The following is a 26,432-nucleotide window of genomic DNA, read 5'->3' as shown; positions in this document are numbered from 1 at the left end:
GTTTTAAAATTAAAATTTGAATTTGATTAATAAATAATTATAGAGTGATAAATAATTCTTCGTGTGATTTTCTAACTTTTTTGCTGTGCTGCGATTTGTCATCTTCGTGTCTGTAACCTACAGTTGCAATTACTGAAGCGTTAAGACCTAATTTGTCAAAACCTAAAATTTCATTAAATTGAGCTGCGTTGAAACCTTCCATTGGAGTAGCATCAATTTTTAATTCAGCGGCAGCGTTTAATAAGTTTCCTAAAGCTAAATACGTTTGTTTTGCAGTCCAGATGTGTTTTGCATCTTCAGATAAATTTGCAATTACACCTTTCATCATATCGCTAAATCCGCCTAAAGCTTCAGTTGGAACGCCTCTTACTTCGCTAATATTGCTGATGTATTTGTCAACAGAACCAGCGTCAAGGTTTAAGTCGTTTGCAAAAATGAATAGATGAGAAGCGTCTGTAATTTGGGTTTGTCCCCAAGCTGCACCTTTTAATTGTTCTCTTAATTCTGGATTTTCAACAATAATTACTTTGTACGGTTGTAATCCATATGAAGAAGCACTTAATCTAACTGCTTCCTTTAATGTATTTAAATCAGCATCTGCTATCTTTTTTGAAGCATCAAACTGTTTAGTTGCGTATCTCCAATTTTGATTGTCTAAAAAATTGCTCATAGTTTTTATTATTTTTATTTGTTGGTTCTATATTTTTCTAATAATTGATTTAAGAAAACCAGTTCTTCAGGTTTTAAATTGTTTGAAAACGTTTGTTCGTGCTCATCAACCTTTGGATCTAGCTCTTTTAAAACGTCTAATCCTTTCTGCGTAATTGAAACTTCAATTTTTCGTCGATTATCTGGACAGACATTTCTCGTCACAAAATCTTTTAATAATAGTTTGTCTACCAAACGTGTTGTGTTGCTTGTTTTAGCAAGCATTCGCTCTTGTATCACGCACATATTAGCAGGCTTTCCTTTTTGTCCTCTTAATATACGTAACACATTATACTGTTCTCCAGATAAATCATACGGTTTGATCAACTCGTTGAAATGATCCTGAATCACATTTTGCGTGTACATGATATTCAGAATAACTTTTTTCGCATTATCCATCTTAACCGTACTCTTAATAACCTCTTCAATTGTCATAGTCGTAAGTGTATAATTTGTATATACAAATGTATAACTTTTAATAGTTGTATATACAAATGTTGTGTTAATTATTTGTTAATATAAATAAGTGCACTTTTTGAAAGAACCAAAAAGGTAGTTTTCCGATATTAAAATTAAAGTAATTTTTAAATATAACGTATTGATATATTGTTAATTAATTATTTTTTAAAGTCGAGTAGTAGTTTTGGTTTGAAATATTTTTCAAATGACTTTTTGTAAGATAGTTTTAAATCAAATGATCCTCAAAATCAGTCGAATTGACATTTTTTTGGTATTCAGGAAGAAGAAAACCTTTTGCAATTTGTCTGAAATTGGCAACTTCTGTGTTGATCCATGCTTCATCATGTCCTAATTCTTTAGCAAGTACTCTTGCCGTTTTTTCAGAAACTTCGATTGCAGCTCTCGCATCTAAGAATAATAAACGAACTCGTCTTGACAAAATATCATCAACCGTTCTTGCCATTTCGTAACGAATAGCCCAAACGACTTCTGCCATTGTAAATTCATGATTAGGATGCAGTTTTTCTTTTAATTGAGGTTCGGTTTCTTGCAATGTCATTATTTTCGGAATATCAGAACCATATATATAAAGGTGATTTTCTCTGTCTGCAGCATTCGTTGGTTGATTCCCATGAATGGAAAGATGTTCCGTTGTACATTCTTTATTCGATAATTTTCCTGTTTTTATAGCTTTATTTATAATGTCTTCAGCAATTTTTCGGTAGGTTGTCCATTTTCCTCCAGTAATCGTAATTAGACCAGTTTCTGAAACTATAATTTTGTGGCTTCTAGAAACTTCTTTGGTACTTTTTCCTTCTTCCTTCGGCGCAGCCAACGGACGCAATCCTGCAAAAACAGAAAGTACGTCTGCTCTTGTTGGTTTCTTGGCTAGAAAACGTTGTGCAGTTTCCAAAACAAATTGAATTTCGCTTTCTAATGCAATAGGTTCTAAACTTTGTTTTTTAATTAAAGTGTCAGTCGTTCCAACTACAATTCGATTGTGCCACGGAACGGCAAACAAAACTCTTCCGTCTTTGGTCTTCGGAATCATTAAAGCATTTTCGCCAGGAAGAAAAGATTTGTCAAACACCAAGTGAATTCCCTGACTAGGAACAATGTATTTTTTATAAACATTATCATTCAGTTTCATGATCGCATTGGTGAAAACTCCTGTTGCGTTTATGACAACAGAACCTTTTACCTCATATTTAATTCCGTTTTCCTGATCTTGGACTTGAACCCCAATAATTTGTTTTTTATCATCTTTTAATAAATTGACCACTTTTACATAGTTTAAAAGACAGGCTCCGTTTTCTATAGCCGTTTGAGCAAGATTAATAGCTAAACGAGAATCGTCAAATTGCCCGTCGTGATAAATAACGCCATTTACTAAACCGTTTTCTTCTACGTTTGGAAGCAATTCAATAGTTCTTTTTTTCGAAAGATATTGTGAACTTCCCAAACTCAGAAAACCGGATAGCAAATCGTAAATTTTTAATCCGATGGTATAAAAATAACCACTAAACCAATCATAGTTTGGAATGACAAAAGATTGATTTTTAACTAAATGACTTGCATTTTGAGCTAGTAATCCTCTTTCTTTTAATGCTTCTCTGACCAAATGAATATCACCTTGTGCCAAATAACGTACACCACCATGAACCAATTTAGTACTTCTGCTCGAAGTTCCTTTTGCAAAATCTACAGCTTCAAATAAGATCGTTTTGTAACCGCGACTTGCTGCATCAACAGCAGTCCCGAGTCCGCTTGCTCCTCCGCCAATTATTATGACTTCCCATTTTTCGGTATTCTGTAGTTTGGATAATTGTTCGGAACGATTCATATATGGCTTTTAGGTTTGTTTTTGGGAAAACGTTGTTAGAAGCAAACTTAAGGAAATGAAATTAAAAATTGATGAAGAAAAAAATCGAGTTGTTTTTTGTTTTAAGTTTCAGGTTTCAAGTTTCAGGTTTCAAGTTGATTAGTTTTGAATATATTTAACCGCAATCCCGAGAGCTATCGGGAGCAAGGTTATTTGCGATATGGCTTTTATAAAGCGCAAAGTTCGCAAAGCTTTGTAAATAAAACTTTGCGAACTTTGCGTATATCTTTGTGTGCTTTGCGGTTAAACAAACTTGAAACATATTTAACCGCAATCCCGAGAGCTATCGGGAGCAAGGTTATTTGCGATATGGCTTTTATAAAGCGCAAAGTTCGCAAAGCTTTGTAAATAAAACTTTGCGAACTTTGCGTATGTCTTTGTGTGCTTTGCGGTTAAATTGTGTTCAAAGTATATCAACCTGAAACTTGAAACAAATAAAACCTGAAACAAATTATTAATGAGGAAGCTTATCTTTAATTAAACCGTAAACCCAAGTTCCAGCAATTGCACTAACTAAAGTAACCACAATTACAGTTGCACCTGTACCAATTTGAGCGAAAAGAGGACCAGGACAAGCTCCTGTAATTGCCCATCCGAAGCCGAACATAAGTCCGCCATAGATTTGTCCTTTGTTAAAAGTCTTTGGCTGAATTTCGATTTTTTCGCCATCAAGAGTTTTGATGTTGAATTTTTTAATTAATTGAACCGAAATCAATCCAACAGCAACAGCGCATCCAATTACGCCATACATATGAAATGATTCCAAATGAAACATTTCCTGAATACGAAACCAGCTGATGATTTCTGCTTTTACGAATACAATTCCGAAAAAGATGCCGACAATTAAATATTTAAGGTTTGCAAATGCGTTTTCTTTTTTCTGGCTTGCGTTGATTCCTTCGCCGTCGATATTTGTATTTTCTAAACTCATTTTTGAAATTTTAAAGTGAAAGAATATAAGGTAAAATCAAAAGGGACATTACAAAACCACCAATCATGAAACAGATTGTGGCTACTAATGAAGGCCATTGCAAGTTTGATAATCCCATAATAGCGTGTCCGCTCGTACATCCGCCGGCGTAACGAGTTCCAAAACCAACTAAAAATCCTCCCACAACCATCATAATAAATCCGCGAAGCGTCAGTAAACTTTCCCAAGAGAATAACTGTGACGGAACTAAACCGCTGTGATCTGTGATTCCGTAAGTGGCTAGTTTCTCTGATAATTCAGGCGCAATTTCCACTGGATTTGGATTTGATAAGAAATAAGCAGCGATAAATCCTCCAAGAAATATTCCTAAAACAAAGAATAAATTCCAGCTTTCTTTCTTCCAATCGTATTTAAAAAACGAAATATTAGCAGGAATACAAGCCGCACAAATATGACGAAGAGACGAACTAATTCCAAAAGATTTATTACCAATAATTAATAAAATTGGAACAGTTAATCCAATCAACGGACCTGCAACATACCAAGGCCAAGGTTCTCTTATAATTTCTAACATATTTTTTAAGGTTCTAAGTGGCTAAGATACTAAGTTGCTAAGGTTAAAACTTAGAACCTTAGAATCTTAGCAACTCAGCATCTTTATTTATTTTAATACTTTACTTTGACAAACAAAATCTGATTTTGGAACAGTTGTTTTCGAAATTGCTCCAAAACCGCCTTCCACTTCAGAGAAATTTCTGAAACCTCTTGCTTGAAGAATAGAAGCCGCAATCATACTTCTGTAACCGCCAGCGCAATGTAGATAAAAATGTTCATTGGGATCAATATCTTTTACCCAGTCATTAATATAAGCTAGAGGTTTGCTATAAGCTTCATCAATATGCTCTGCTTCGTATTCTGTTTCTTTACGAATATCGACAACTTTATCTTCTCCGAATTTAAATTCGTTGGCAAATTGTTCCGCTGTAATTCTATTTACAGAATCAATTTCGAAACCTGCATTTTGCCAAGCTTCAAAACCGCCTTCTAAATGTCCTATAATCGTATCAAATCCAACACGGCTTAAACGAGTTACCGTTTCTTCTTCCATGCCAGCTGCCGTAACCAAAACAATAGGCTGTTTTACATTAGCAATCAAAGTTCCAACCCAAGGGGCAAAATCTCCATTGATACCTATATTAATAGATTGTGGGATAAATCCTTTACTGAAATCTGCGGCGCTTCTTGTGTCTAGAATTAAAGCTCCTGTTTCTTCTGCAACTGATTCGAATTCTTTTACGTTTATAGCTTTCATTCCGTTGTGTAAAACCGTTTCAAAGCTTTCGTAACCTTGTTTGTTCATCGCAACGTTCATGCTGAAATAGGCTGGGGGAGGCAATAATCCATCAGTAACTTCTTTGATGAACTCTTCTTCGGTCATATTAGCACGCAAAGCATAGTTTGTCGCTTTTTGATTTCCGATCGTCGAAACGGTTTCTTTGCTCATGTTTTTTCCACATGCGCTTCCAGCACCGTGCGCAGGATAAACGATTACATCATCAGCAAGCGTCATGATTTTATCTCTTAATGAATGAAATAAAATTCCAGCCAATTGATCTTGTGTCATCCCAGCCGCTTTTTGAGCTAAATCAGGACGGCCAACATCGCCAATGAATAAAGTATCTCCAGAGAAAATCGCATGATCTTTTCCGTTTTCGTCAATTAATAAAAAAGTAGCGCTTTCCATGGTATGACCTGGAGTATGCAAAACTTTAATCGTTACGTTTCCGATTTTGAATTCCTGTCCGTCTTTCGCAGAAATGCAATCAAATTCGCAAGCTGCGTTTGGTCCGTAAACAATTGGTGCTCCTGTTTCTTTGCTTAAATCAACGTGTCCCGAAACGAAATCGGCGTGGAAATGCGTTTCAAAAATATATTTCAGCTTCACTCCATCGCGCTCTAAACGATCTAGATAAGGCTGAATTTCTCTAAGCGGATCAATAATGGCCGCTTCACCATTTGAAGTGATATAATATGCACCTTGCGCTAGGCATCCGGTGTAAATTTGTTCTATTTTCATGATAGGTATTGTAAAATGATGGGATACAAAGGTAACTTTGTTTTTTAAAAAAATAGGTGACTAATGTTACAGAAATTAGGTTTTTGTGTAAAAAAATGTAGTTTAAACCATATAAGTGATATAAGTTCATTTTAGATTGAGAGCTACTTATATTTACTTTTATTTTAAGCAATATAATAAACTTCAGCTTATAATTACTTATATTCCTTATATGGTAGAAAAAAATCTTTGTAATTTTGCGTTTTTCCTAAGATTAACATAATGAACACACAAGATTTATTAGATCAAATTGCTTTTATAAAAGAAATTGATAAAGTAAAATACATCCAACGCAAAACAAAATTATTCAACAGCGACAGATGCGAAAACGACGCAGAACACAGCTGGCATTTGGCGTTAATGGCAATTGTTCTCGCAGAACATTCCAACGAACCAATTGATGTTTTGAAAGTGGTAAAAATGGTTTTGATTCACGATATTGTAGAAATTGATGCAGGAGATGTTTTTATTTATGATACGGTGAAAAATCACTCGAATACAGATGAAGAGCGTTTAGCAGCCAACAGAATTTTCGGGTTACTTCCTGAAAAACAAAAAGAAGAATTTATTAGCATTTGGGAAGAATTTGAAGCCGGAGAAACCAATGAAGCCAAATTCGCAAAATCTATGGATCGTTTAGAACCTTTATTGCAGAATACTTCTAACAACGGCGGAACCTGGAAAGAATTTGGAGTGAAATATGATAAAGTTTACGAAAAGAAAAGTGTCATAAAAGAAGGCTCAAAATCAATCTGGAATTATGCTGAAGGTTTGATTAACGAAAGTGTAGAAAAAGGGATTTTAAAACGAGAATAAATTCTCAATATTGTCATTTCGACGAAGGAGAAATCACACGCGGGATCCACAAAGATTTTAACTCCTATATTAAAACATAGCCCAAGGTTTCAACCTTGGGAACGTGCAGAATTAAATCCGTTGTGTACCCAAGGTTGAAACCTTGGGCTATGTTCCAAATATGATGAGAACTTTGTCAAAGTTTCAAACTTTGACAAAGTTGCGAGAACAAGTGTCATTTCTACCCTTTAAATTGTTGAAAAGTTTAACAAATATCAAGCGATAAACTTTTTTTTAAAGGGGATAATTCGGGTTCTAATGGTTAAATTTGTTGAACTTCATAAAACAAATACCACTTATGGAAGAAATGCTCTTTTATGATCGAATGCAATTTGCCTTCACGATTACTTTTCATTACCTTTTTCCACAACTTACAATGGGTCTTTCGCTCATCATTGTTTACTTCAAGTGGAAATATCTAAAAACTAAAGACGAACAATACAATCACGCCACCCATTTCTGGATGAAGATTTTCGCCCTCAATTTTGCAATGGGCGTTGTAACGGGAATCCCGATGGAGTTTCAGTTTGGAACCAACTGGGCTAAGTTCTCCGAATTAACAGGCGGAATCATTGGTCAAACCCTTGCAATGGAAGGAATGTTCTCTTTCTTTCTCGAATCTTCTTTTCTCGGATTATTTTTATTTGGAGAAAAACTCCTCGGACATAAATGGCATTTTGTAACCGGATTATTAATCATGATCGGTTCCTGGGCCAGCGGATTTTTAATCATTGCCACACATTCTTGGATGCAAAACCCTGTTGGTTATGAAATCTTAGAAAACGGAAAATTTGTATTGAATAATTTTCAAGCTTTATTCTTAAATCCTTGGCTTTGGCCGTCTTATTTGCATAATCAAGCTGCTTCTTTGGTAACAAGTTCTTTTGTTGTTGCCGGAATTGGAGCTTTTTATATTTTAAGCAAAAAGAATGTTTCTTTCGGGAAATTGTTCTTAAAAACCGGAGTAATCTTCGGATTGATTTCGAGTGTCATTGTTGCCGTTCCAACAGGAGATTTACTGGCTAAAAATGTAGTGAAATATCAACCCGTAACTTTTGCGGCTATGGAGGGAATTTTTCACACAGAAAAAAAGGGTTCTGAAATTGTTTTGATTGGTCAGCCCGATGTAAAAGACAAAAAACTAGATAATAAAATCGCCGTTCCTAATATTTTAAGTTTCTTGACTTATGGAAATTGGGATCAGGAAATTAAAGGTTTAGATCAGTTTGAAGAAGATCTGCATCCAACTAATATTTCTGGATTGTATTATGCGTACCATATTATGGTCGGACTTGGAACTGTTTTTATTGGATTAATGGTGCTTTCGCTTTTTCAATTAATAAGAGGGAAATTGTTTGAAACCAAATGGCTTTTATGGTCACTGATGTTTATGATGCCATTTCCGTACATTGCCAATACAACAGGCTGGTACACTGCCGAATTAGGAAGACAGCCCTGGCTGGTTTATAATTTAATGCGAACTGCATCTGGCGCTTCGCCAACGGTTTCTTCTGGAAATACCTTATTTACATTACTTGGTTTTATTGGTTTGTACCTTTTACTGGGAATGTTGTTTTTGCTTTTGGTTGGAAAAATTATCAATAAAGGACCGCATCATGTGGAACTTTCAACAGAAAAAATATAAATATGGAATTTTTTTGGTACGTAGTTTTAATGGGAATTCTGGCTGTTTATCTGGTTTTAGACGGCTATGATTTTGGTGCAGGAATTATTCATTTATTTTTTGCCGATACAGAAAAAGATAAAAAGGCAATTACCAACGCCATTGGTCCGTTTTGGGATGCCAATGAAGTTTGGCTAATTGCAGCGGGAGGCGTTTTGTTTTTCGCTTTTCCAACTTTATACGCTTCTTCTTTCAGCGGATTTTATCTGCCTTTGATTATGATTTTATGGCTTTTGATTTTCCGTGCCATCGGATTAGAAATGCGCGGACAAGTGCATAATCACATGTGGGAAGCGATTTGGGATAAAGCTTTTGGAATTGCGAGTTTGCTTTTGGCGCTGTTTTTCGGAATTGCTTTAGGAAATATTGTTCGTGGAGTAAACTTAGGAATGGTTCAAAACGGAGTTTCAACTCAAGAAGCACATTATTTCTTTTTGCCTTTGTGGAATCCAACTTTTAGTCCGCAAGCAAATGAATTGGGAATTATCGATTGGTTTACGCTTTTCTTAGGAATTGTGAGCGTTGTGGCGTTGACCATTCACGGTGCAAACTGGATTATTTATAAAACGAATTCGGCGTTAAATCCGAAACTGAAAAATGTTGTTTTCAAATTGAATTTTGTTTTGCTGGTTTTGGTTTTTATTTCCTTAGGGATCTGGCATTTTATCGAGCCAAAACCGTTTCATAATTTCGTAGAAAATCCAATTTTGTGGTTTTTTCCTTTAATGACTTTTGTTGGAATTGCTGGATTGTTCAAAGTTCGTTCCTTCAAAAAAGACGGTCACGGATTTGTTTTTTCAACCCTATTTTTATTAGGCGGATTTGCTTCTACAGCCGTTTCGATTTTTCCGAATGTTTTGCCTTCAACAAATAATGTGAATCCGTCATTAACGATTTACAATACTGCCGCTCATGAATACGGATTAAACGCAGGTTTGAGTTGGTTTTTTGTGGCTTTGTTTCTGGTGATTATTTATTTTATTATTCAATATCGTGTTTTCAGTGGGAAAATGGATGATATTGGGTATGGAGAGCATTGATTTTTTTGTTTGCCACTCCCGATAGCTATCGGGATCACGAATTTTTATTTTGATATATATGAATTCTGAATTTTGCAACTATTAAATCACACGAATTTTAATCTCAATATAATGAATTGCCTCCAGCTTTAGCTGGAGGTTTTTTGTTTGAATTAGAATAGGGCTTTAGCCAAACTTTGCGATTTTTGGCTAAAGCCTTTTTTGTATGCATTAGTTAACCTCCAGCTAAAGCTGGAGGCAATTCAAAAACTTTAAATTATGGAATTTGATCCTTTAGTAGATTACGGAAATTTTGACTTGACAGATGAAATAAATCTTGCATATTGGAAATTTGCAGAATTGATTAAAACGCTTATAACTCTTTCAAGTGACGCTGAAAGACAATCTGAAATTATAGGATATGGATTAGTTTGTGATGAAATGGTAGAAGATTTTGAGTTGTATTTTACGTTGGCGGTTGAATTATACAAAAGGTTTAATTTACTAACTGATTTTCAAATTGAAAAGCTTAGTGAATTGGAGTATTATTTTGATAGCAGAAGCGGGGTAAGGTTGCTCGATTTTTGGAATGATTCGTTGCTTGAAACAAGTGAAGAATGGCAAATTTTTAGACAAATGGCAAAAAACATTTTGGAATTGTTAGGAATGCAAAATTTAAAGATTGAATTTGAAAGGAAAGAAAGTATAAATCAAAAAATAATAGTACAATCCACTAAAATTAGATTGGTGAAGAAATAGAATCATAAATGAAAAATGAATTGCCTCCAGCTTTAGCTGGAGGTTTTTTGTTTATAATGAGAATTGGGCTTTAGCCAAACTTTTAAAGATTTTGGTTAAAGCCTTTTTTATGGGCATTATTTGTTTACCTCCAGCTAAAGCTGGAGGCAATTCAAGAAAGTGTTATTTTGCAAATAATTTTTATTGATAATCTATAAGATAACTTTTACGAAAGATTTAATTACAACCGATAGTTATATTCTATAATGTTAATTGTAGAAAAAAAAAGCTCTTAATGCTTAATATTGCGTATCTAAGAATTTTTTCCCCCAAGAATTTTTGGAAATTGATTTTTACTAAAAGCTTAAATCTTTTTTACCTACTAAATTATTATGCCACTAACAATTTTTTCCGACAAGGTTAGATTTCGTTACAAATCTAAAAATTGGCAGTATCAGTTTGATGAAATTAAAGAACTTGGACTGCTAAAAAAAAAGAAAAAATATTTTCTTGAAAACGGTGCTTTTATTGCCGTAACTGCTGCGACGTATTACTGTATGCTCTCTTCCATTTTGATGGATTTGTATTACGTTGAGACCTGCAATTTTGTATTATTCACTCCTAATAGCTGTTAGATTCGGAAATAAGGCCGAATTCATTTATTTTGTTTTTGTAAAAGATATTTACAAAAATGAAATAAGAACTAAAATTGCACCCAAATACCGTGTATTGGTTGGTAAGCAAATCGATTGTTATTTAGATCTTCAATTTGAAAGAAGTTTAAAAAGGACTGCTTAAAAATTCAGAGATGTTTATATTCGATATTTCCCGTTGTGATTGCATTTTTCATAATGGTAGCTTTGATGTACGGTTATTTTATCATTGTGCAAAGAAAAAATTAACGTAACGTTATTTCATAAATTCCCAATTATGAAGTAGCTTTAAAATTCCCAAAAATAAAGTATAGTTATGCTGTTAAAAGGTTTAGCAGTTGGCTGTTTTGACTATACATGATCAAAAATCAGAAACAAAAATTATGGCCGCAACAATTAAAAATAAAATTAGAAACATAAGAGAGTTAAAAAATTACACTCAAGAGTATATGGCAGAACGATTAGGCGTAACTCAAGCGGGTTATAGCAAAATTGAGAAAGGAAAAACTTCTTTAAGTTATGAAAAGCTGGTTGAAATTGGAAGAATTCTAGATGTGAGTGTAGAGGATATTATTAGTTTTGATTACGATAAGTATTTTACCAGTTACAATAAAATAACAGGAAATAATAATGGAAGTATTATGATAAACACAGATAGCACTTCTATTTTAAAAGAACTATATGAAGATAAAATTCAATTATTGGAAAAACTTTTGAGTAAAACAGAAATTGAGCTCAGCCGTTATAAAAATAAATTTGGAGAAATCTGAAGGTTTTAGTTTCATCTTTGTCAAAGTATAAAAACTTTGACAAAGATTACTCTACAAGTGAAACTAAAATTAAATTCTGAAATATTTAAAAGAAAACTTCTTTGGTAATGATGTAAAAACCCATTACTAAGACAAACCATCCGAAGAGTGGTTTTAATTTTGCGCCGTCTATTTTCTTAGAAAGCTGGCTTCCAACAAACATTCCTATTAAGGCCATTGCCGAAACGCTTAATAAAAAAGTATAATTAATTGGTGTTCCAATATACAGATCGCCAGCAAAGCCTATTGATGAATTAATAGTGATGATTAAAAGTGAAGTTCCAACTGCCTGTTTCATTGGCAGATTGGCGAAAAAAAGCAAGGCAGGAATAATCAAGAATCCGCCCCCAGCACCTAGAAAACCTGTTACTATTCCCACCAAAAAGCCAATTAAACTGAGTTGCGAATAATTTGTTTCTGTTGATTTTATTTCTGCTTGATTTTTTTTAATCATCGAAATGGCAGCCGTGATCATGAGGACAGAAAAGATAATCATGATCAAAAAATCTTTTGAAACGGTATAAGATGCTACAGAGAATAAAGTTGCCGCAATTTTTGGAAATATAACTTCACGAATTATTAGAATTGAAACCACTGAAGGAACAGCAAAATACATAGCCGATTTAAGTTTCAAATTCCCCATTTTATAATGGCTGAAACTTCCAAATAAAGCGGTTAGTCCGACAATAAATAAAGAATAAGAAGTTGCCTGATCGGGATTTACTTTAAACAAATAAACCAAAATAGGAATAGTCAGAATAGAACCGCCTCCGCCAATTAAACCAAGCGTGATTCCAATAATGATTGAAGCAAAAAAGCCAAAATATTCCATTGCATTTATTTTGATGCAAAGTTGCTTCGGAAATTAGAATCCTACAGTAACATTTATCACAAAAGGTTTATTTTTACCATTAAGATATTAAGAAAATTAAGTTGTTGCGCTTAATTTTCTTTCCTTTAATAAGGTGAGTTAAGCTTCTGTTTTGCTTAATTTATCTCTTTTTAGAGTTAAGTGTGTTTATGCGTTACTACTTAATTTTCTTAATATCTTAATGGTTAAAAATTTATGAGTTCAATTTGGTTTCGGTTAAGTTTTACCAAACCTCGTTGCTCCATTTTTTTTAATAATCTTGAAACAACTTCTCTAGATGTGTTTAATTCTGTAGCAATTTCTTGATGTGATAAATTAACTTCAGAACAGCCACAGGCATCAGAATGTCTTTTTAAGTAGAATTCCAATCTTTCGTCCATAGAACGGAAAGCGATATTATCAACCACTTCGAGAACTTCTTCAAAACGGCTTCGGTAGGTTTCAATTACAAATTCGTACCAAGATCGGTGCTCCATCATCCATTTGTCCATCAACTGTAGCGGAATCATCATCACGGTAACATCTTCCACTACTTTTGCCATAATCTGGCTTTTTTCGCTTTTAGCGGTGCAGATCATAGAGATGGCACAAGCTTGCCCAGGTTGCAAATAATACATTAGAAACTCGCCGCCATCTTCTCCTTCGCGATAGATTTTGATTTTTCCTTTAATAATCAAAACGGTATTTTTAATATACTGTCCGGTACGCATTAAAATCGTTCCAGCTTCAAAATTTTGAAGACTTCCGTTTTCTTCAATTGTAGCGATAAGTTCGTTAGAAAAATTAGGGAATATGGTTTTTAATGAATGTTGCATGGTCTGTTTTTTTTGCCACGAATTAAATGAATTCACACCAATTAATTTGTGAAAATTGGTGTTATTCGTGGCTGATATATTTATCAAAATCGAATTAAAAAATGTATTTGATTGCAAAGATAATAGTTTGAAATGGGAATAATTATCAGAAAACTAGATTTGAGTTTAATTTTATGTAAATGAAAAAATCCTATTTTCTATCGATTTTGTAGGCTGAATTTTTAAAAATAGTAACTAAATTTGTAATTCACTGATTATAATACTTTCTCTAAAACGTTTTCTGAGAATAATAATCGAAATCGCATTTGGTACGTTTTTTATATATAGAAACGTCGTAATTTTACAAAAACACATTTTATTATGAATTTATCACAAGAAGATTGGGTTGCTCAGTTAGAAGCTGACGAAAATGCAGTTATACTTGATGTAAGAACTGAAGACGAATTTAATGACGGCTACATTGAGAATGCTCTTAATATTGATATCAATAAAGGGCAGGCATTTATCTATGAAATCGAAGAATTAGACAAAAATAAAAATTATTATGTATACTGTCGTTCTGGAGCTAGAAGTGCAAAAGCATGCCAAATCATGAACGAATTGGGTATCGAAAATGCCTACAATCTGCTTGGAGGGATCCTAGATTGGGAAGGAGAAACAGTACAACCATAAAAGAAGAAGAGGCATAAAAAAGCCTCTTTTTTCTTTTGAAATAGAATTACCAGACTATTAACAAACCAAATTAATTATGAGTTTTATACCAGAAGAATATCAGATTACTAGTCTGATAAATCAAGATACTTATCTTGTAAATGGAGAATTGAAACAATGGACAGGGCAAACCACACCTGTGTTTTCTACTATTTCTTCAACTGAAAAGTATTCGCCGACCTTATTAGGATCTATTCCCTTTATGGGAGAAAAAGAAGCAGCAGAAGTTGTTGAAGCTGCTACCAATGCATACGATATGGGACAAGGCTTATGGCCAACTATGAAGGTTGCCGATCGTATTAAAAGCATGGAAAAATTTGTGAAGCAAATGAAAGAAACCCGCGAAGAGGTAGTAAAATACTTGATGTGGGAAATCGGAAAATCATTGGGAGATTCACAAAAGGAATTTGATAGAACGGTAGAATATATTTACGACACTATTGCTAGTTATAAAGAATTAAATGGACGCAGTTCGCACTTCGAAAAAGTGCAAGGTGTAAACGCTATGATTCGCCGTGGACCTCTAGGGGTTGTTTTGTGTCTTGGACCTTACAACTATCCTCTTAATGAGACTTTTTCATTGCTGATTCCTGCATTAATTATGGGAAATACAGTAATCTTCAAACCTGCTAAACATGGTGTATTATGTATTTCGCCATTGTTAGAAGCTTTCAGAAGCAGTTTTCCAAAAGGTGTAATCAATATTGTTTACGGTAGAGGACGCGAAGTAGCGTCTCCAATTATGAAATCTGGAAAGATTGATGTTCTAGCCTTAATCGGAAATAGTAAATCGGCGATTGCTTTACAAGATCAACACCCGAACAAAAACAGATTGCGTTTGATCTTAGGTTTGGAAGCTAAAAATCCAGCGATTATTCTTCCAGATGCCGACTTAGATTTGGCAATTCAAGAATGCATTACAGGAAGTTTATCTTTCAATGGCCAGCGTTGTACAGCGTTAAAAGTATTGTATGTTCACGAATCGATAGCAGAGGAATTCAACAGACGTTTTGCTGAAAAAGTAGACAGTTTGCTTTTTGGAAATCCGTGGGAAAAGGGAGTTTCTTTAACACCGCTTCCAGAAACAGAAAAACCAAGTTATATTCAAGGTTTAATTGATGACGCAACTGGAAAAGGAGCAAAGATCATTAATGTAAAAGGAGGAAAACATACTGATAATTATATTTTTCCAGCAGTTTTATATCCGGTAAATAAACAAATGCGAGTATACCACGAAGAGCAGTTCGGACCAGTTGTTCCAGTTCTTTCGTTCAAAGATATTAAAGAACCATTGAAAGATATGGCAGAATCTAATTATGGACAGCAAGTGAGTTTGTTTGGTAAAGACATTAAAACATTAGCGCCGCTAATTGATGCTTTGGTTAACTTAGTTTGTAGAGTAAACCTCAACAGTTCTTGCCAAAGAGGTCCAGATGCTTTCCCATTCACAGGAAGAAAAGATTCTGCTGTGGGTACTTTGAGTATTCCAGATGCCTTGCGTTCTTTCTCAATCCGTACGTTTGTAGCTTCAAAAGATATCGATTATAATAATGAGATTCTGCAGGAATTGCTTAATAGCAAGGAATCTAATTTTATCAATACAGATTATATTTTGTAGTCATTAAGGTTATATATTAATTGTAGATGCCGTCTGTTGCTTTTTGGTGACAGATGGTTTTTCTTTTTAAGGGACAAAGTGACAAAGGTTCAGAGTGACAAAGTAATCCACCAACAATTAACAATTAATAATTAAATTTGTAACATTGTTTAAAAAAAGCAGTCTTATTATTAAATAATTTAAAGACCCAAGATTCACTTATGAAAAAGAAATTTTTGCAGTTTGCATTAATAGCATTTGTTCTTTTTGCTCAAAATAACTTCGCACAAGAGCTTTATATGCCTAGAAACATAAAAAAAGCTTATGAGAACGGAACTCGTTCTAAAGACGGAAAACCAGGAACAAACTACTGGCAGAACCGTGGAAAATACAATATGGAAATCGCAGTTGACCCGAAAACGAGGCTAGTTAGCGGAACCGAAACCATCATTTACGAAAACAATAGTAAGGATACTTTAAAAAGTATCGCTATTCGTTTTGTCAATAACCTTCACAAACCTACTTCGTCTCGTGGAAGTAATGTTAGCAATGATTTTTTAAGCGATGGATTAACAATTACTTCATTAAAAATAGAAAATGAAGTTTATAATGAAGACGCTAAAAATTGGGGTACTGTTGAAAGTGTAAAATTGAAAAAACCGATTTTGCCTCATTCAAAAACAGTTTTAAACATTCAATGGAATTATCCTTTATCTAAAGAAAGCGGTAGAGAAGGGCAGATCGACGAAACAACTTTTTTTGTGGCTTATAGTTATCCAAGAGTTTCTGTTTATGATGATTATAATGGATGGGATAAATTGCCTCATACAGATCGTCAGGAATTTTATAATGATTTTAATGACTACGTTTTCTCTGTAAAAGCACCTAAAAATTATGTGGTATATGCAACTGGAGATTTATTAAATCCAGATGAAGTTTTGCAGCCAGAATTTGCAGCGCGTATTAAGAAATCTTACACAACAGATGAAATTCTGCATATTGCTAATGAACAAGAAATGAAAGATGGTGTTGTAACGAAACAATACGATTGGAATGTTTGGAAATTTGAAGCAAAGAATATTACAGATGTATGTTTCGGTTTAAGCGATCATTATTTGTGGGATGCTAGCAGTGTTGTGGTTGATAAAAAGACAAACCGTCGTGCAAGTGTTCAGGCTGCTTATGACGTAAAAGGATTAGATTTTGTGAATTCTGTAAAAAACAATCAATTTGCTTTAGATTGGTTTTCAAATAATTGGCCTGGAGTTCCGTATCCATTTTCAAAAATGACGGCTTTTCAAGGTTTCGCAGATATGGAATATCCAATGATGTGTAACGACTCAGAAATGGGAGATCCAGTTTTTGCACAATTGGTTCAAGATCATGAAGTGGCTCATACTTATTTTCCGTTTTATATGGGAATTAACGAAACTCGTTATGCATTTATGGACGAAGGTTGGGCAACAACTTTCGAATATCTAATTGCAATTGCTGAACGTAATAAAGAAGCAGCCGACAAATTTTATCAGGAATTTAGAGTGAAACATTATATTTATGATCGCTCTGCAGAACAAGATCAGCCAATTATAACAATGTCCACGCAGGTTTCTGGACCAGGTTATGGAAATAACTCATACGGAAAAGCTTCTCTTTCTTATTTGGCTTTGAAAGATATGTTGGGAGAGGAAGCATTCAAAAAAGCACTTCATTTTTATATGGATACATGGAACGGAAAACATCCAATTCCGTGGGATTATTTTAATTCATTTAATACTGCAACAGGAAAGAATTTAAATTGGTTTTTCAATAATTGGTTTTTCACCAATAACTATTTAGATATTGCAGTAAAAGGACTTTCTGCAGATAAGAAAACGATAACAGTAGAAAATGTTGGGGGTTTTGCGATTCCGTTTGATGTTGTCATAACGTATGCCGATCAATCAAAAGCAGTAGTGCATCAGACACCAGCGATTTGGGAGAAAAATCAAAAAACTGCTAAAATAATTCTGAAAAGTGCAAAAAAAATAGAAAAAATTGAACTTGATGGTGGAATTTTTATGGATGCAACACCAGAAGATAATATTCTACATGTTAAATAATTGAGTAAATTTCAATAAAATAAATAATTACGTCACTTTGTATTAATAAAGTGGCGTTTTTTATTTTGAATGATTAAAAATGTTGAAAAATAGTAAAAGTGTAGAAAGGAATCTGGGAAATATACTACGTTTGTAAAGTATTAAAACCCCCAAATTAATGAAGAAGATACTTATTATTACTGTTTTGCTAACTACTATTCGGTTTTTTGGGCAAAACGATCAAAAAATTGTGTTTCAGAAAAACAAGTACGATCTGGCTGTTAATTACTACAATAAAGCCGATTTTGTAAAGGCTATCGATTTATTTTCTTTAGCGGCAAAAATTAAACCTGAAAATGAAATCGGCAAAGAAGCTGAAAAAAAGGTAGACACCTTACGAGAACTTCTGAGAAAAGAAATTTTAAAGCAGGCAATGGGAACTTGGAAAAGAGTAGGAAGTCAGCCTGTTTGGTCTTCGGTTTCGGAAAACTCTAATGTGCAATCTAATGTTGATGAATTAGTCGAAATTAAAGAAAATGAGATTTTGTTTTATGAAGTTGACAAAAAGACACAAGAAAAGAAACTCCTGAAAACAGAAAATTTAGTGTACAATGATGCTAACAGCTATGTATCGCTTTTCTCAGAAATCATTCTTTCTGATGGCACAGTTTGGAATTGTAGCCTTAATGAAAAGTCAAACATCTTGCATGTTATTAATGTAGCAGTTAAAACGGAAGAAGGAGTAGAAAAGATAAAAAGTGATAATGAAGAAAATTATTACGTTAAGATCTAATTATAAGTTATACACAAAAAAAGGGAATCTGTGATTCCCTTTTTTGTGTTTTATAGAAATTTAAATCCGAGTGAAAGATTGGTAACGCCCGTTTTAATTTCGCTATTAGAAGCATCTATATCGCTAAGGCCAGCGAGATAGCGAAGATCAAAAGTCAGTCTCCAGATATCCACTCCGACACCACCAAGAATGCTATGATTGTTTTTTTCGAATGCGATTGAGTTTAAATTGTTGCCGGAACTTATATCGGAATAATTTTTCCAGTTGTAGCCAACAAAAAGCCTTACGTTTCCAGCTTTTCCAAGCGGAATAATTTTAAATCCTGCAATTAATGAAGCGTCTGTTCCTGCTAGTTTAAATTCAGTTTCTCCAACACCATCTTGGTACACGCTGAAATTGGTTTGACCATACCCAAATTCACCTTGCGCATAGAATAGGGCAAGATTTAATCGGGCAAATGCGGCAGCTCCAATTCCGGTGTTAGTATGATCGGAACTAAAATTCTTGGCATTGACAGAAGTAATATTTGTCGAAATCTGTGGTCCGATTTGTATCAATTGTGCAAATCCATTGGCACAAATACATAAAAATGCTGCTAAAAAGAATTTTTTCATAACGGGATTTGTTTGATTTTGGTACTATAAAAATAAACATATTAGATTAAAATTGAATGATTTGTCTGATTTATTTTTTGATAAAGTTTTGAAAACTAATTGTTTCAATATTCCTCATTTGCTTTTTTCATTCCGATGAAAATGAATTATTTTTGAACTGACTTAAAAGATTATAATGAAGATTAAAAGAATAAACGCATCTGACACTTGGCAAATAAGACATGAAGTAATGTGGCCCGATCAGCCTTTTGAATTTGTACAGCTTGAAGAAGATAATTTCGGATTTCATTTTGGCGTTTTTGACGAAGATAAATTGGTTGCTATAGTATCTTGTTTTATTGAAGGCAAAGAAATGCAGTTTAGAAAATTGGCTACTTTAGAAAAATATCAGGGAAAAGGAATTGCTTCCGAGCTTTTAAAATATATTTTCGAGTTTGCAAAAGAAAAAGATTTAGAAAAAGTATGGTGCAACGCCAGAACCAATAAAAAAGCATTTTACGAGAAATTTGGTATGGAAGATACACTAAAAACGTTTGAAAAGGCGGGTCAGGAATTTACAATTATGGAAATTATGCTTTTTTAAGATTTAATATAAGTTGTTGATTTTTAAGTAAATGGTTGTATTTAAAACTTTGTGTTTAAGATTTTTGATAAATAATAGGTGAATGAAAACGTTTTCGTTTTATGCAATTGTTAAACCTTGTTAAAATTTCTTTTTTTGTTTTAATTCTTTTATTACTTTCGCACCGAAATGAGAAAGTTAATTGTATTTTTAGTATTCATGAATATGCTTCTGTTTGGCGGAGGCCAATATTTGAATGCAAATACTTTTGGTCCTCATAATCACCATCATCTGCAAAAACACAGAGTTAAATTCACAAATCAAGATCGTGGTTCTTCAACAATTGAAGAAGCTACAGATGTTGATCTAGAAGAAGATTTAACGGGAGGTGATGATGTTAATTTACTTACGAACAAATATTTTACTGCTTCGTATAGTTTGGTAGACGCTCTCTATCTGGCACTGTCAGATCAGTCTGCAGCAAATGATGCTAATCGTTTAAAAATTTCTGCGCCTGTTCTAGGGCATTCAAATCCTATTTACATTACTCAAAGAGTATTAAGAATTTGATTTTACAATATACATCGGTTACCTGAGTTACGATCTCTGCGTATCTTGCTGTTGTATATTTTTTCTACTTCTGCTTATATAAAGTAAAGGTCTGGACTAAGGCTGGCTGATGCATTTAACATCCAAAGGAATTTTCATTCCAAAGCATTCAATCGCTTAATTTCCAAACTAAATCATGAAAAAAATCATTGTGTTCACAGGCTTAATGGCCTTGGTGTGCTTGACGAGCTGTACATCAAAAAAAGAAGAAAAAGAAGAAGTTGAAAAATTTACCGTTACAAATCCGGTTAAAATCGATACTTCATTTACTAAAGAATACGTTTCACAAATAAGATCAGTTCGAAATATCGAACTTCGCGCCCAAGAAAAAGGGTTTTTGCAAAATATATATGTTGATGAAGGACAGTTTGTAAAAAAAGGACAGCTGTTGTTCAAAATTATGCCGAATATGTATGAGGCTGAGTTGCTAAAAGCACAGTCTGAACAAAAATCAGCAGAAATCGAATTGCAAAATTCGAAATTATTAGCAGACAAAAATATCGTTTCGAGAAACGAATTGAGTGTTGCTCAAGCTAAACTTCAATCAGCAAAAGCTGAGGTATCATTAGCAAAACTTCATTTATCATTTACAGAAATTAGAGCTCCGTTTGATGGAACAATCGACCGTATTCCTTTAAAACTAGGAAGTTTAATTGACGAAGGCGAATTGTTGACTAGTCTTTCAGACAACAGTCAAATGTTTGCTTACTTCAATGTTTCTGAGCCAGAATATATTCAGTACGAAACCAATATTAAAGATCGTGCAGATAATAAAGTAGCATTGGTTTTAGCTAACGGAGATATCTTTAAGGAAAAAGGAAATGTTGAAGTTATAGAAAGTGAATTCAACAATGAAACAGGAAATATCGCTTTCAGAGCACGATTCCCAAATTCTGGAAAATTACTTAGAAATGGTGAGACAGGACAAGTTCAAATGAATGTTCCGCTTAAAAATGCTATTGTAATTCCGCAGAAAGCGACTTACGAAATTCAGGATAAAAAATACGTTTTTGTAGTTGGTAAAGACAATAAAGTAAGCTCTAGAGAAATCACGATTACTGGCGAAATTCCAGATTTATATGTAATTAAAACGGGTCTTACAGAAAATGATAAAATCTTGCTTGAAGGTGTTCAGAAAGTAAAAGAAAACGACAAGATTAAATTCGACTACGAATCTCCTAAAGAGGTTATGAATCACTTGCGTTTAAAAGCAGAATAGTTTTTTAGTTTCAAGTTTCACGTTGAGAACTGCACTTGAAACCTGAAACCTGAAACGCTTTCTAACTTCAATTAATCATTAAAAAATATACAAATGTTTAATAAATTTATACAAAGACCTGTTCTTTCGATAGTAATATCGTTGATCATTGTCTTTTTAGGGATATTGTCGGTTTTAAACTTACCAATTACACAATTCCCTACAATTTCACCGCCGATGGTGAACGTTACCGCAGATTATCCTGGATCTAACGGTGAGCTGATGGTTAAGGCAGTTGTTATCCCTTTAGAAAGAGCCTTAAACGGGGTTCCAGGAATGAAGTATATGGCTTCTGATGCTGGTAACGATGGTGAAGCGACTATTAAAGTGGTTTTTAATTTAGGTACAGATCCTAATCAAGCTGCAATTAACGTTCAAAACCGTGTGGCTTCGGTTACAAATAAACTTCCTCCTTTGGTAATTCGTGAAGGTATTAAAATCACACGAGAAGTACCGAGTATGTTGATGTACGTGAATCTTTACAGTACAGACAAAAATACCGACATGAAGTTCTTATACAACTATGCCGATATCAACGTACTTTCTGAGTTAAAAAGGGTAAACGGTATTGGTTCTGGAGATATCTTAGGAACACGTGAATATGCCATGCGTATTTGGTTGAAACCAGACCGTATGTTAGCCTATAAAATTTCTGCTGATGAGATTATGGAAGCATTATCGAGTCAGAGTTTGGAAGCTTCTCCAGGTAAAACAGGAGAGAGTTCTGGTAAGCGTTCTCAAGCATTTGAATATGTATTGAAATACTCTGGACGTTTTACGACAAAAGAGCAATATGAGAATATTGTAGTAAAAGCAAATCCAAACGGTGAGCTTTTGAGATTGAAAGATGTTGCTAAAGTGGAGTTTGGAAGCTCGATGTATGATATCTATTCTAATTTGAATGGAAGACCATCTGCGGCTATTGTATTGAAACAATCTTTTGGAAGTAACGCGAATCAGGTTATTGAGGAAGTAAAAGCGAAATTGGAAAAAATCAAACAAAGATTTCCAAAAGGAATGGATTATGAAATTTCGTATGACGTTTCTAAATTCCTTGACGCTTCTATCGAGAAAGTAATCCACACTTTGGTTGAAGCATTTATTTTGGTAGGTTTGGTAGTATTCCTTTTCTTAGGAGACTGGCGTTCTACAGTTATTCCAGCAATTGCCGTACCTGTATCGTTGGTGGGAACGTTTGTGTTCATGACATTCTTCGACATTTCGTTGAACTTAATTACATTATTTGCATTGGTATTAGCAATTGGAGTTGTCGTCGATGATGCGATTGTGGTTATTGAGGCCGTCCACGCCAAGATGGAAGAAGAACACTTGTCACCATTCAAAGCAACTAAGAAAGCCATGCATGAAATCGCGGGGGCAATTATTGCGATTACGTTCTTGATGGCGGCAGTATTTATTCCGGTTGCCTTTATGTCAGGACCTGTTGGAGTATTCTACAGACAATTCTCGGTAACTATGGCAACAGCCATTATCCTTTCTGGTATTGTGGCTTTGACCTTAACGCCTGCGCTTTGTGCGATGATGTTGAAAAACAATCATGGTCAGCCTAAAAAGAAAACACCTGCCAATAGATTTATTGATGCTTTCAACGAAAAATTCAATTTAGCGCAAGGTAGATACCAAAACTTATTGGCTAAAATTGTAGATAGAAGAGTAGTTACCATAGTAGCTCTTCTTGGTTTCTGTGCAGGAACATGGTTAATTAGTAGTTCTGTTCCTTCTGGATTTATTCCGAATGAGGATCAGGGAATGTTCTATGCGGTAATTCAGACACCTCCAGGTTCTTCTTTAGAAAGAACAAATAATATTGCGGAGCGAGTTCAGAAAATTGCTGAAGAGATTGACGGAGTAAAATCGGTTTCTTCATTAGCAGGTTACGAAATTCTGTCTGAAGGTACAGGTGCTAACTCAGGAACTTGTTTGGTTAACCTAAAAGACTGGAGTGACAGAAAAGAATCTGTTGTTGAGATTATGCACGAAATGGAGGAAAAATGTAAAGATATTGCGGGGGCAAATATCGAGTTTTTCCAACCACCTGCTGTACCGGGATATGGTGCTGCTGGAGGATTTGAGCTTCGTTTGTTAGATAAAACAGGTTCTGTTGATTACAAGAGAATGGAGCAGGTTAATAATGATTTTGTGGCGGAATTGAACAAACAGCCAGAATTATCAAATGTATTTAGTTTCTATAGCTCAAGTTTTCCTCAATATATGATGAAAGTCGATAACGACTTGGCACAGCAAAAAGGAGTTTCTATCGAAAATGCCATGAATACTTTGTCAACTTTGGTAGGAAGTAATTACGAAATCAGTTTTATCAAATTTGGTATCAACTACAAAGTAATTGTTCAGGCTTCACCAGAGTATCGTGCACAGCCAGATGATATCTTGAAATTGTATGTGAAAAATGATCGTGACGAAATGGTGCCTTTTTCTGCTTTTATGAAGTTGGAAAAAGTGTACGGACTTTCAGAGATTACACGTCATAATATGTATACCTCAACACAAATCAGTGGTTCGCCAGCGGCAGGTTATAGTTCTGGAACAGCGATTAAAGTGATTCAAAAGATTGCAGCTGAAAAATTACCAAGAGGATATGACATTGACTGGGCAGGTATTTCTGCCGATGAGGTAGCACAAGGTAATCAGGCTATTTGGGTATTCTTAATCTGTTTAGGATTCGTTTACTTGGTATTAGCGGCGCAATATGAAAGTTTTATTTTGCCGTTGTCTGTAATTCTTTCTTTGCCAGCAGGTATTTTTGGAGCTTTCCTTTTATTGAAATTGACGGGATTAGAAAACAATATCTATGCGCAGGTTGCCATGGTAATGCTTATTGGTTTATTAGGTAAGAATGCCGTATTGATTGTGGAGTTTGCGATCCAAAGACATGCGGCTGGGAAATCAGTTTTAGAAGCAGCCATGGAAGGTGCAAAAGCAAGGTTCCGTCCGATCTTGATGACTTCATTTGCTTTCATCGCAGGTTTATTGCCACTTGCATTTGCTACTGGTCCAGGTAAAATTGGAAATAGAACTATCGGTACCGCGGCAGCAGGAGGTATGCTTATTGGAACCATTTGCGGTGTATTTGTGATTCCGGGCTTGTATTTCATATTTGCCAAAATTGCTGAGAAACACAAATTGGTAAAACATGAAGAAGAAAATCCATTAACAGAAGAAATTGATAACAATCATGTATAAAGTTAAATCATATCAATATAGTATTGCATTAGCTGTATGTTTAGCAGTTGCAGGGTGTAAAACCCCTGCGCCTGAGGCAGCAGTAACAACAAGTACGCCCGTTCCTGATTCGTTTGGCCAAACAGCTCAAACGCAGGGAGCAAGCAACAATACGGCTACGCTAGCTTGGAAAGATTATTTTAAAGATCAGAACCTCATCGAGTTGATTGACATTGCGCTTAAAAATAATCAAGAACTAAATATTACTTTACAAGAAATTGAAATCGCAAAGAATGATATTCGTGTAAAGAAAGGTCTTTTACTGCCAACTGCAGGCTTACGTGCGGGAGCTGGAGTAGAAAAAGTCGGTAGATATACAAGCCAAGGTGCGGGTGATGCTACCACTGAAATTAAACCAGGTGTTGAAACGCCAGATCCGTTAGGAGATTTTACCATTTCTGCTTACGCGAATTGGGAAGTCGATATCTGGAAAAAACTTCGTAATTCTAAAAAAGCAGCTTTAAACAGATATTTAGCTACTGTTGAAGGTAAAAACTTTGTTATTACAAACCTTATCGCTGAAGTTGCCGATTCTTATTATGAATTACTGGCTTTAGACAATCAATTGGATATTGTAAAACAAACCATCAAATTGCAGACTAATGCTTTAGAAATTGTAAAAGTTCAAAAACAAGCGGCAAGAGCTACCGAACTTGGAGTTAAGAAATTTGAAGCAGAGGTTTTAACTTCACAAAGTATGGAGTTTGATATCTTACAACAGATAAAAGAAACAGAAAACAAAATCAACTTTTTGCTTGGGAGATATCCTCAGGAAATAAAAAGAACAAGCAATACTAATTTCTTAAGTCTTTTACCAGCAGCGGTAAGTTCTGGAATTCCGTCTCAATTGTTAGAGAATCGTCCAGATGTAAAACAAGCAGAATTGGAATTGGTGGCTGCAAAACTAGATGTAAAAGTAGCTCGTGCTGAGTTTTATCCTTCTTTGGATATTACGGCTGCTATTGGGGTAAATGCTTTTAAACCTTCTTATCTGTTTACAATGCCAGAATCGCTATTGTACTCATTGGCTGGAGATCTTGTTGCGCCTTTGATTAATAGAAATGCGATTAAAGCGGAGTTTGCAAGTGCCAATGCAAGACAAATTCAAGCTTTGTATAATTACGATCGTACGGTTTTAAATGCGTATTTAGAAGTGTCAAATCAAATGTCTAAGATTGAAAACCTTCAAAAAGGTTACGATCTTAAATCAAAACAAGTTGATGCGTTGAATACTTCTATTGATGTTTCAAACGATTTGTTTAAATCGGCTAGAGTAGATTACTTCGAAGTTTTAATGACACAAAGAGATGCACTAGAAGCTAAATTAGAATTAATCGATACTAAAAAAGAACAATTAAATGCTGCAGTTCATGTTTACAGAGACTTGGGCGGTGGATGGAAATAAAATT

The 26,432-nt window shown here is 34.4% G+C and carries 24 protein-coding genes; 15 read left to right on the top strand and 9 right to left on the bottom strand.

Going from position 1 to position 26,432, the window contains the following annotated elements; translation table 11 throughout:
* Positions 1–37 precede the first annotated feature (37 nt).
* The 6 genes from ABTV69_RS22370 to ABTV69_RS22345 form a co-directional block, all read right to left on the bottom strand.
* Complete coding sequence (locus ABTV69_RS22370; RefSeq protein WP_433832831.1) at positions 38–670, bottom strand: NAD(P)H-dependent oxidoreductase; 633 nt, start codon at positions 668–670, stop codon at positions 38–40.
* 14 nt (positions 671–684) lie between these two features.
* A complete protein-coding gene (locus tag ABTV69_RS22365; RefSeq protein ID WP_433832829.1) occupies positions 685–1,143 on the bottom strand; it encodes a MarR family winged helix-turn-helix transcriptional regulator in 459 nt (152 codons plus the stop codon).
* A gap of 250 nt (positions 1,144–1,393) precedes the next feature.
* The gene (locus ABTV69_RS22360) at positions 1,394–3,010 is read right to left on the bottom strand and encodes an FAD-dependent oxidoreductase (RefSeq protein ID WP_433832827.1); all 1,617 of its coding nucleotides are present in this window, start codon (positions 3,008–3,010) and stop codon (positions 1,394–1,396) included.
* A 493-nt stretch (positions 3,011–3,503) separates the two neighbouring features.
* A complete protein-coding gene (locus tag ABTV69_RS22355; protein WP_433832825.1) occupies positions 3,504–3,980 on the bottom strand; it encodes a DUF6691 family protein in 477 nt (158 codons plus the stop codon).
* Between the two features lie 10 nt (positions 3,981–3,990).
* Positions 3,991–4,554 (bottom strand): YeeE/YedE family protein, encoded by a 564-nt coding sequence (locus tag ABTV69_RS22350; RefSeq protein ID WP_433832823.1) that lies wholly within the window; start codon positions 4,552–4,554, stop codon positions 3,991–3,993.
* 87 nt (positions 4,555–4,641) lie between these two features.
* A complete protein-coding gene (locus ABTV69_RS22345) occupies positions 4,642–6,057 on the bottom strand; it encodes an MBL fold metallo-hydrolase (protein ID WP_433832821.1) in 1,416 nt (471 codons plus the stop codon).
* A gap of 261 nt (positions 6,058–6,318) precedes the next feature.
* Between ABTV69_RS22345 and ABTV69_RS22340 the strand changes: the two genes are divergently transcribed.
* The 6 genes from ABTV69_RS22340 (at position 6,319) to ABTV69_RS22315 (ending at position 11,815) form a co-directional block, all read left to right on the top strand.
* Positions 6,319–6,912 (top strand): HD domain-containing protein, encoded by a 594-nt coding sequence (locus ABTV69_RS22340; protein ID WP_433832819.1) that lies wholly within the window; start codon positions 6,319–6,321, stop codon positions 6,910–6,912.
* A 337-nt stretch (positions 6,913–7,249) separates the two neighbouring features.
* Positions 7,250–8,596, top strand: coding sequence for a cytochrome ubiquinol oxidase subunit I (locus ABTV69_RS22335; RefSeq protein ID WP_433832817.1), 1,347 nt, complete (start codon positions 7,250–7,252; stop codon positions 8,594–8,596).
* 2 nt (positions 8,597–8,598) lie between these two features.
* A complete protein-coding gene (cydB, locus tag ABTV69_RS22330) occupies positions 8,599–9,675 on the top strand; it encodes a cytochrome d ubiquinol oxidase subunit II (RefSeq protein WP_433832815.1) in 1,077 nt (358 codons plus the stop codon).
* Positions 9,676–9,933: 258 nt separating this feature from the next.
* The gene (locus tag ABTV69_RS22325; protein WP_433832813.1) at positions 9,934–10,413 is read left to right on the top strand and encodes a hypothetical protein; all 480 of its coding nucleotides are present in this window, start codon (positions 9,934–9,936) and stop codon (positions 10,411–10,413) included.
* A gap of 371 nt (positions 10,414–10,784) precedes the next feature.
* On the top strand, positions 10,785–11,027 hold the full coding sequence (locus tag ABTV69_RS22320) for a hypothetical protein (RefSeq protein WP_433832811.1): 243 nt from the start codon (positions 10,785–10,787) through the stop codon (positions 11,025–11,027).
* 401 nt (positions 11,028–11,428) lie between these two features.
* Positions 11,429–11,815 (top strand): helix-turn-helix transcriptional regulator, encoded by a 387-nt coding sequence (locus ABTV69_RS22315; protein WP_433832809.1) that lies wholly within the window; start codon positions 11,429–11,431, stop codon positions 11,813–11,815.
* Positions 11,816–11,900: 85 nt separating this feature from the next.
* Here ABTV69_RS22315 and ABTV69_RS22310 read toward each other — a convergent pair whose 3' ends face one another.
* Both ABTV69_RS22310 and ABTV69_RS22305 read right to left on the bottom strand, forming a co-directional pair.
* Positions 11,901–12,686 carry a sulfite exporter TauE/SafE family protein gene (locus ABTV69_RS22310; protein WP_433832807.1) on the bottom strand — a complete coding sequence of 262 codons (786 nt, stop codon included), beginning with the start codon at positions 12,684–12,686 and terminating at the stop codon, positions 11,901–11,903.
* Between the two features lie 224 nt (positions 12,687–12,910).
* The gene (locus ABTV69_RS22305) at positions 12,911–13,540 is read right to left on the bottom strand and encodes a Crp/Fnr family transcriptional regulator (RefSeq protein WP_433832805.1); all 630 of its coding nucleotides are present in this window, start codon (positions 13,538–13,540) and stop codon (positions 12,911–12,913) included.
* 360 nt (positions 13,541–13,900) lie between these two features.
* On the opposite strand from ABTV69_RS22305, the gene ABTV69_RS22300 reads away from it, so the two are divergent.
* The 4 genes from ABTV69_RS22300 to ABTV69_RS22285 all read left to right on the top strand — a co-directional run bounded on the left by ABTV69_RS22300 (position 13,901) and on the right by ABTV69_RS22285 (position 18,719).
* Positions 13,901–14,212: a rhodanese-like domain-containing protein gene (locus ABTV69_RS22300; protein ID WP_095929060.1), complete on the top strand. Its 312-nt coding sequence runs from the start codon at positions 13,901–13,903 to the stop codon at positions 14,210–14,212.
* Positions 14,213–14,288: 76 nt separating this feature from the next.
* Positions 14,289–15,869: an NADP-dependent glyceraldehyde-3-phosphate dehydrogenase gene (locus tag ABTV69_RS22295; protein WP_433832803.1), complete on the top strand. Its 1,581-nt coding sequence runs from the start codon at positions 14,289–14,291 to the stop codon at positions 15,867–15,869.
* A 200-nt stretch (positions 15,870–16,069) separates the two neighbouring features.
* Entirely contained in the window at positions 16,070–17,947 is a 1,878-nt protein-coding gene (locus ABTV69_RS22290) for a M1 family metallopeptidase (RefSeq protein ID WP_433832801.1), read from the top strand.
* Positions 17,948–18,104: 157 nt separating this feature from the next.
* Entirely contained in the window at positions 18,105–18,719 is a 615-nt protein-coding gene (locus ABTV69_RS22285) for a hypothetical protein (RefSeq protein ID WP_433832799.1), read from the top strand.
* A 50-nt stretch (positions 18,720–18,769) separates the two neighbouring features.
* Here ABTV69_RS22285 and ABTV69_RS22280 read toward each other — a convergent pair whose 3' ends face one another.
* Positions 18,770–19,333, bottom strand: a complete 564-nt coding sequence (locus ABTV69_RS22280; protein ID WP_433832797.1) for an outer membrane beta-barrel protein — start codon at positions 19,331–19,333, stop codon at positions 18,770–18,772.
* Positions 19,334–19,508: 175 nt separating this feature from the next.
* Here ABTV69_RS22280 and ABTV69_RS22275 point away from each other — a divergent pair, with 175 nt between their 5' ends.
* The 5 genes from ABTV69_RS22275 to ABTV69_RS22255 all read left to right on the top strand — a co-directional run bounded on the left by ABTV69_RS22275 (position 19,509) and on the right by ABTV69_RS22255 (position 26,428).
* Positions 19,509–19,916 carry a GNAT family N-acetyltransferase gene (locus ABTV69_RS22275; protein WP_433832795.1) on the top strand — a complete coding sequence of 136 codons (408 nt, stop codon included), beginning with the start codon at positions 19,509–19,511 and terminating at the stop codon, positions 19,914–19,916.
* A gap of 168 nt (positions 19,917–20,084) precedes the next feature.
* Complete coding sequence (locus tag ABTV69_RS22270; protein WP_433832793.1) at positions 20,085–20,465, top strand: hypothetical protein; 381 nt, start codon at positions 20,085–20,087, stop codon at positions 20,463–20,465.
* 175 nt (positions 20,466–20,640) lie between these two features.
* A complete protein-coding gene (locus ABTV69_RS22265; protein WP_433832791.1) occupies positions 20,641–21,723 on the top strand; it encodes an efflux RND transporter periplasmic adaptor subunit in 1,083 nt (360 codons plus the stop codon).
* Between the two features lie 93 nt (positions 21,724–21,816).
* Complete coding sequence (locus tag ABTV69_RS22260) at positions 21,817–24,984, top strand: efflux RND transporter permease subunit (RefSeq protein ID WP_433832789.1); 3,168 nt, start codon at positions 21,817–21,819, stop codon at positions 24,982–24,984.
* Positions 24,977–26,428, top strand: a complete 1,452-nt coding sequence (locus ABTV69_RS22255; RefSeq protein WP_433832787.1) for a TolC family protein — start codon at positions 24,977–24,979, stop codon at positions 26,426–26,428. Before ABTV69_RS22260 ends, ABTV69_RS22255 begins: the two co-directional genes overlap by 8 nt.
* The last annotated feature ends 4 nt before the right edge of the window (positions 26,429–26,432 follow it).

It is taken from the genome of Flavobacterium anhuiense (assembly GCF_050990855.1).
GTDB lineage: Bacteria > Bacteroidota > Bacteroidia > Flavobacteriales > Flavobacteriaceae > Flavobacterium > Flavobacterium anhuiense_C.
Note: the sequence above shows the minus strand (reverse complement) of the source record. Positions and strands in the feature narration are given on the sequence as shown.

Coding starts and splice junctions, on each gene's coding strand:
- ABTV69_RS22355 (WP_433832825.1), bottom strand. CDS start 3,980: ATGAGTTTAGAAAATACAAATATCGACGGCGAAGGAATCAACGCAAGC.
- ABTV69_RS22335 (WP_433832817.1), top strand. CDS start 7,250: ATGGAAGAAATGCTCTTTTATGATCGAATGCAATTTGCCTTCACGATT.
- ABTV69_RS22300 (WP_095929060.1), top strand. CDS start 13,901: ATGAATTTATCACAAGAAGATTGGGTTGCTCAGTTAGAAGCTGACGAA.
- ABTV69_RS22305 (WP_433832805.1), bottom strand. CDS start 13,540: ATGCAACATTCATTAAAAACCATATTCCCTAATTTTTCTAACGAACTT.
- ABTV69_RS22350 (WP_433832823.1), bottom strand. CDS start 4,554: ATGTTAGAAATTATAAGAGAACCTTGGCCTTGGTATGTTGCAGGTCCG.
- ABTV69_RS22280 (WP_433832797.1), bottom strand. CDS start 19,333: ATGAAAAAATTCTTTTTAGCAGCATTTTTATGTATTTGTGCCAATGGA.
- ABTV69_RS22270 (WP_433832793.1), top strand. CDS start 20,085: ATGAGAAAGTTAATTGTATTTTTAGTATTCATGAATATGCTTCTGTTT.
- ABTV69_RS22260 (WP_433832789.1), top strand. CDS start 21,817: ATGTTTAATAAATTTATACAAAGACCTGTTCTTTCGATAGTAATATCG.
- ABTV69_RS22340 (WP_433832819.1), top strand. CDS start 6,319: ATGAACACACAAGATTTATTAGATCAAATTGCTTTTATAAAAGAAATT.
- ABTV69_RS22255 (WP_433832787.1), top strand. CDS start 24,977: ATGTATAAAGTTAAATCATATCAATATAGTATTGCATTAGCTGTATGT.
- ABTV69_RS22275 (WP_433832795.1), top strand. CDS start 19,509: ATGAAGATTAAAAGAATAAACGCATCTGACACTTGGCAAATAAGACAT.
- ABTV69_RS22345 (WP_433832821.1), bottom strand. CDS start 6,057: ATGAAAATAGAACAAATTTACACCGGATGCCTAGCGCAAGGTGCATAT.
- cydB (WP_433832815.1), top strand. CDS start 8,599: ATGGAATTTTTTTGGTACGTAGTTTTAATGGGAATTCTGGCTGTTTAT.
- ABTV69_RS22360 (WP_433832827.1), bottom strand. CDS start 3,010: ATGAATCGTTCCGAACAATTATCCAAACTACAGAATACCGAAAAATGG.
- ABTV69_RS22370 (WP_433832831.1), bottom strand. CDS start 670: ATGAGCAATTTTTTAGACAATCAAAATTGGAGATACGCAACTAAACAG.
- ABTV69_RS22310 (WP_433832807.1), bottom strand. CDS start 12,686: ATGGAATATTTTGGCTTTTTTGCTTCAATCATTATTGGAATCACGCTT.
- ABTV69_RS22365 (WP_433832829.1), bottom strand. CDS start 1,143: ATGACAATTGAAGAGGTTATTAAGAGTACGGTTAAGATGGATAATGCG.
- ABTV69_RS22285 (WP_433832799.1), top strand. CDS start 18,105: ATGAAGAAGATACTTATTATTACTGTTTTGCTAACTACTATTCGGTTT.
- ABTV69_RS22265 (WP_433832791.1), top strand. CDS start 20,641: ATGAAAAAAATCATTGTGTTCACAGGCTTAATGGCCTTGGTGTGCTTG.
- ABTV69_RS22290 (WP_433832801.1), top strand. CDS start 16,070: ATGAAAAAGAAATTTTTGCAGTTTGCATTAATAGCATTTGTTCTTTTT.
- ABTV69_RS22320 (WP_433832811.1), top strand. CDS start 10,785: ATGCCACTAACAATTTTTTCCGACAAGGTTAGATTTCGTTACAAATCT.
- ABTV69_RS22315 (WP_433832809.1), top strand. CDS start 11,429: ATGGCCGCAACAATTAAAAATAAAATTAGAAACATAAGAGAGTTAAAA.
- ABTV69_RS22295 (WP_433832803.1), top strand. CDS start 14,289: ATGAGTTTTATACCAGAAGAATATCAGATTACTAGTCTGATAAATCAA.
- ABTV69_RS22325 (WP_433832813.1), top strand. CDS start 9,934: ATGGAATTTGATCCTTTAGTAGATTACGGAAATTTTGACTTGACAGAT.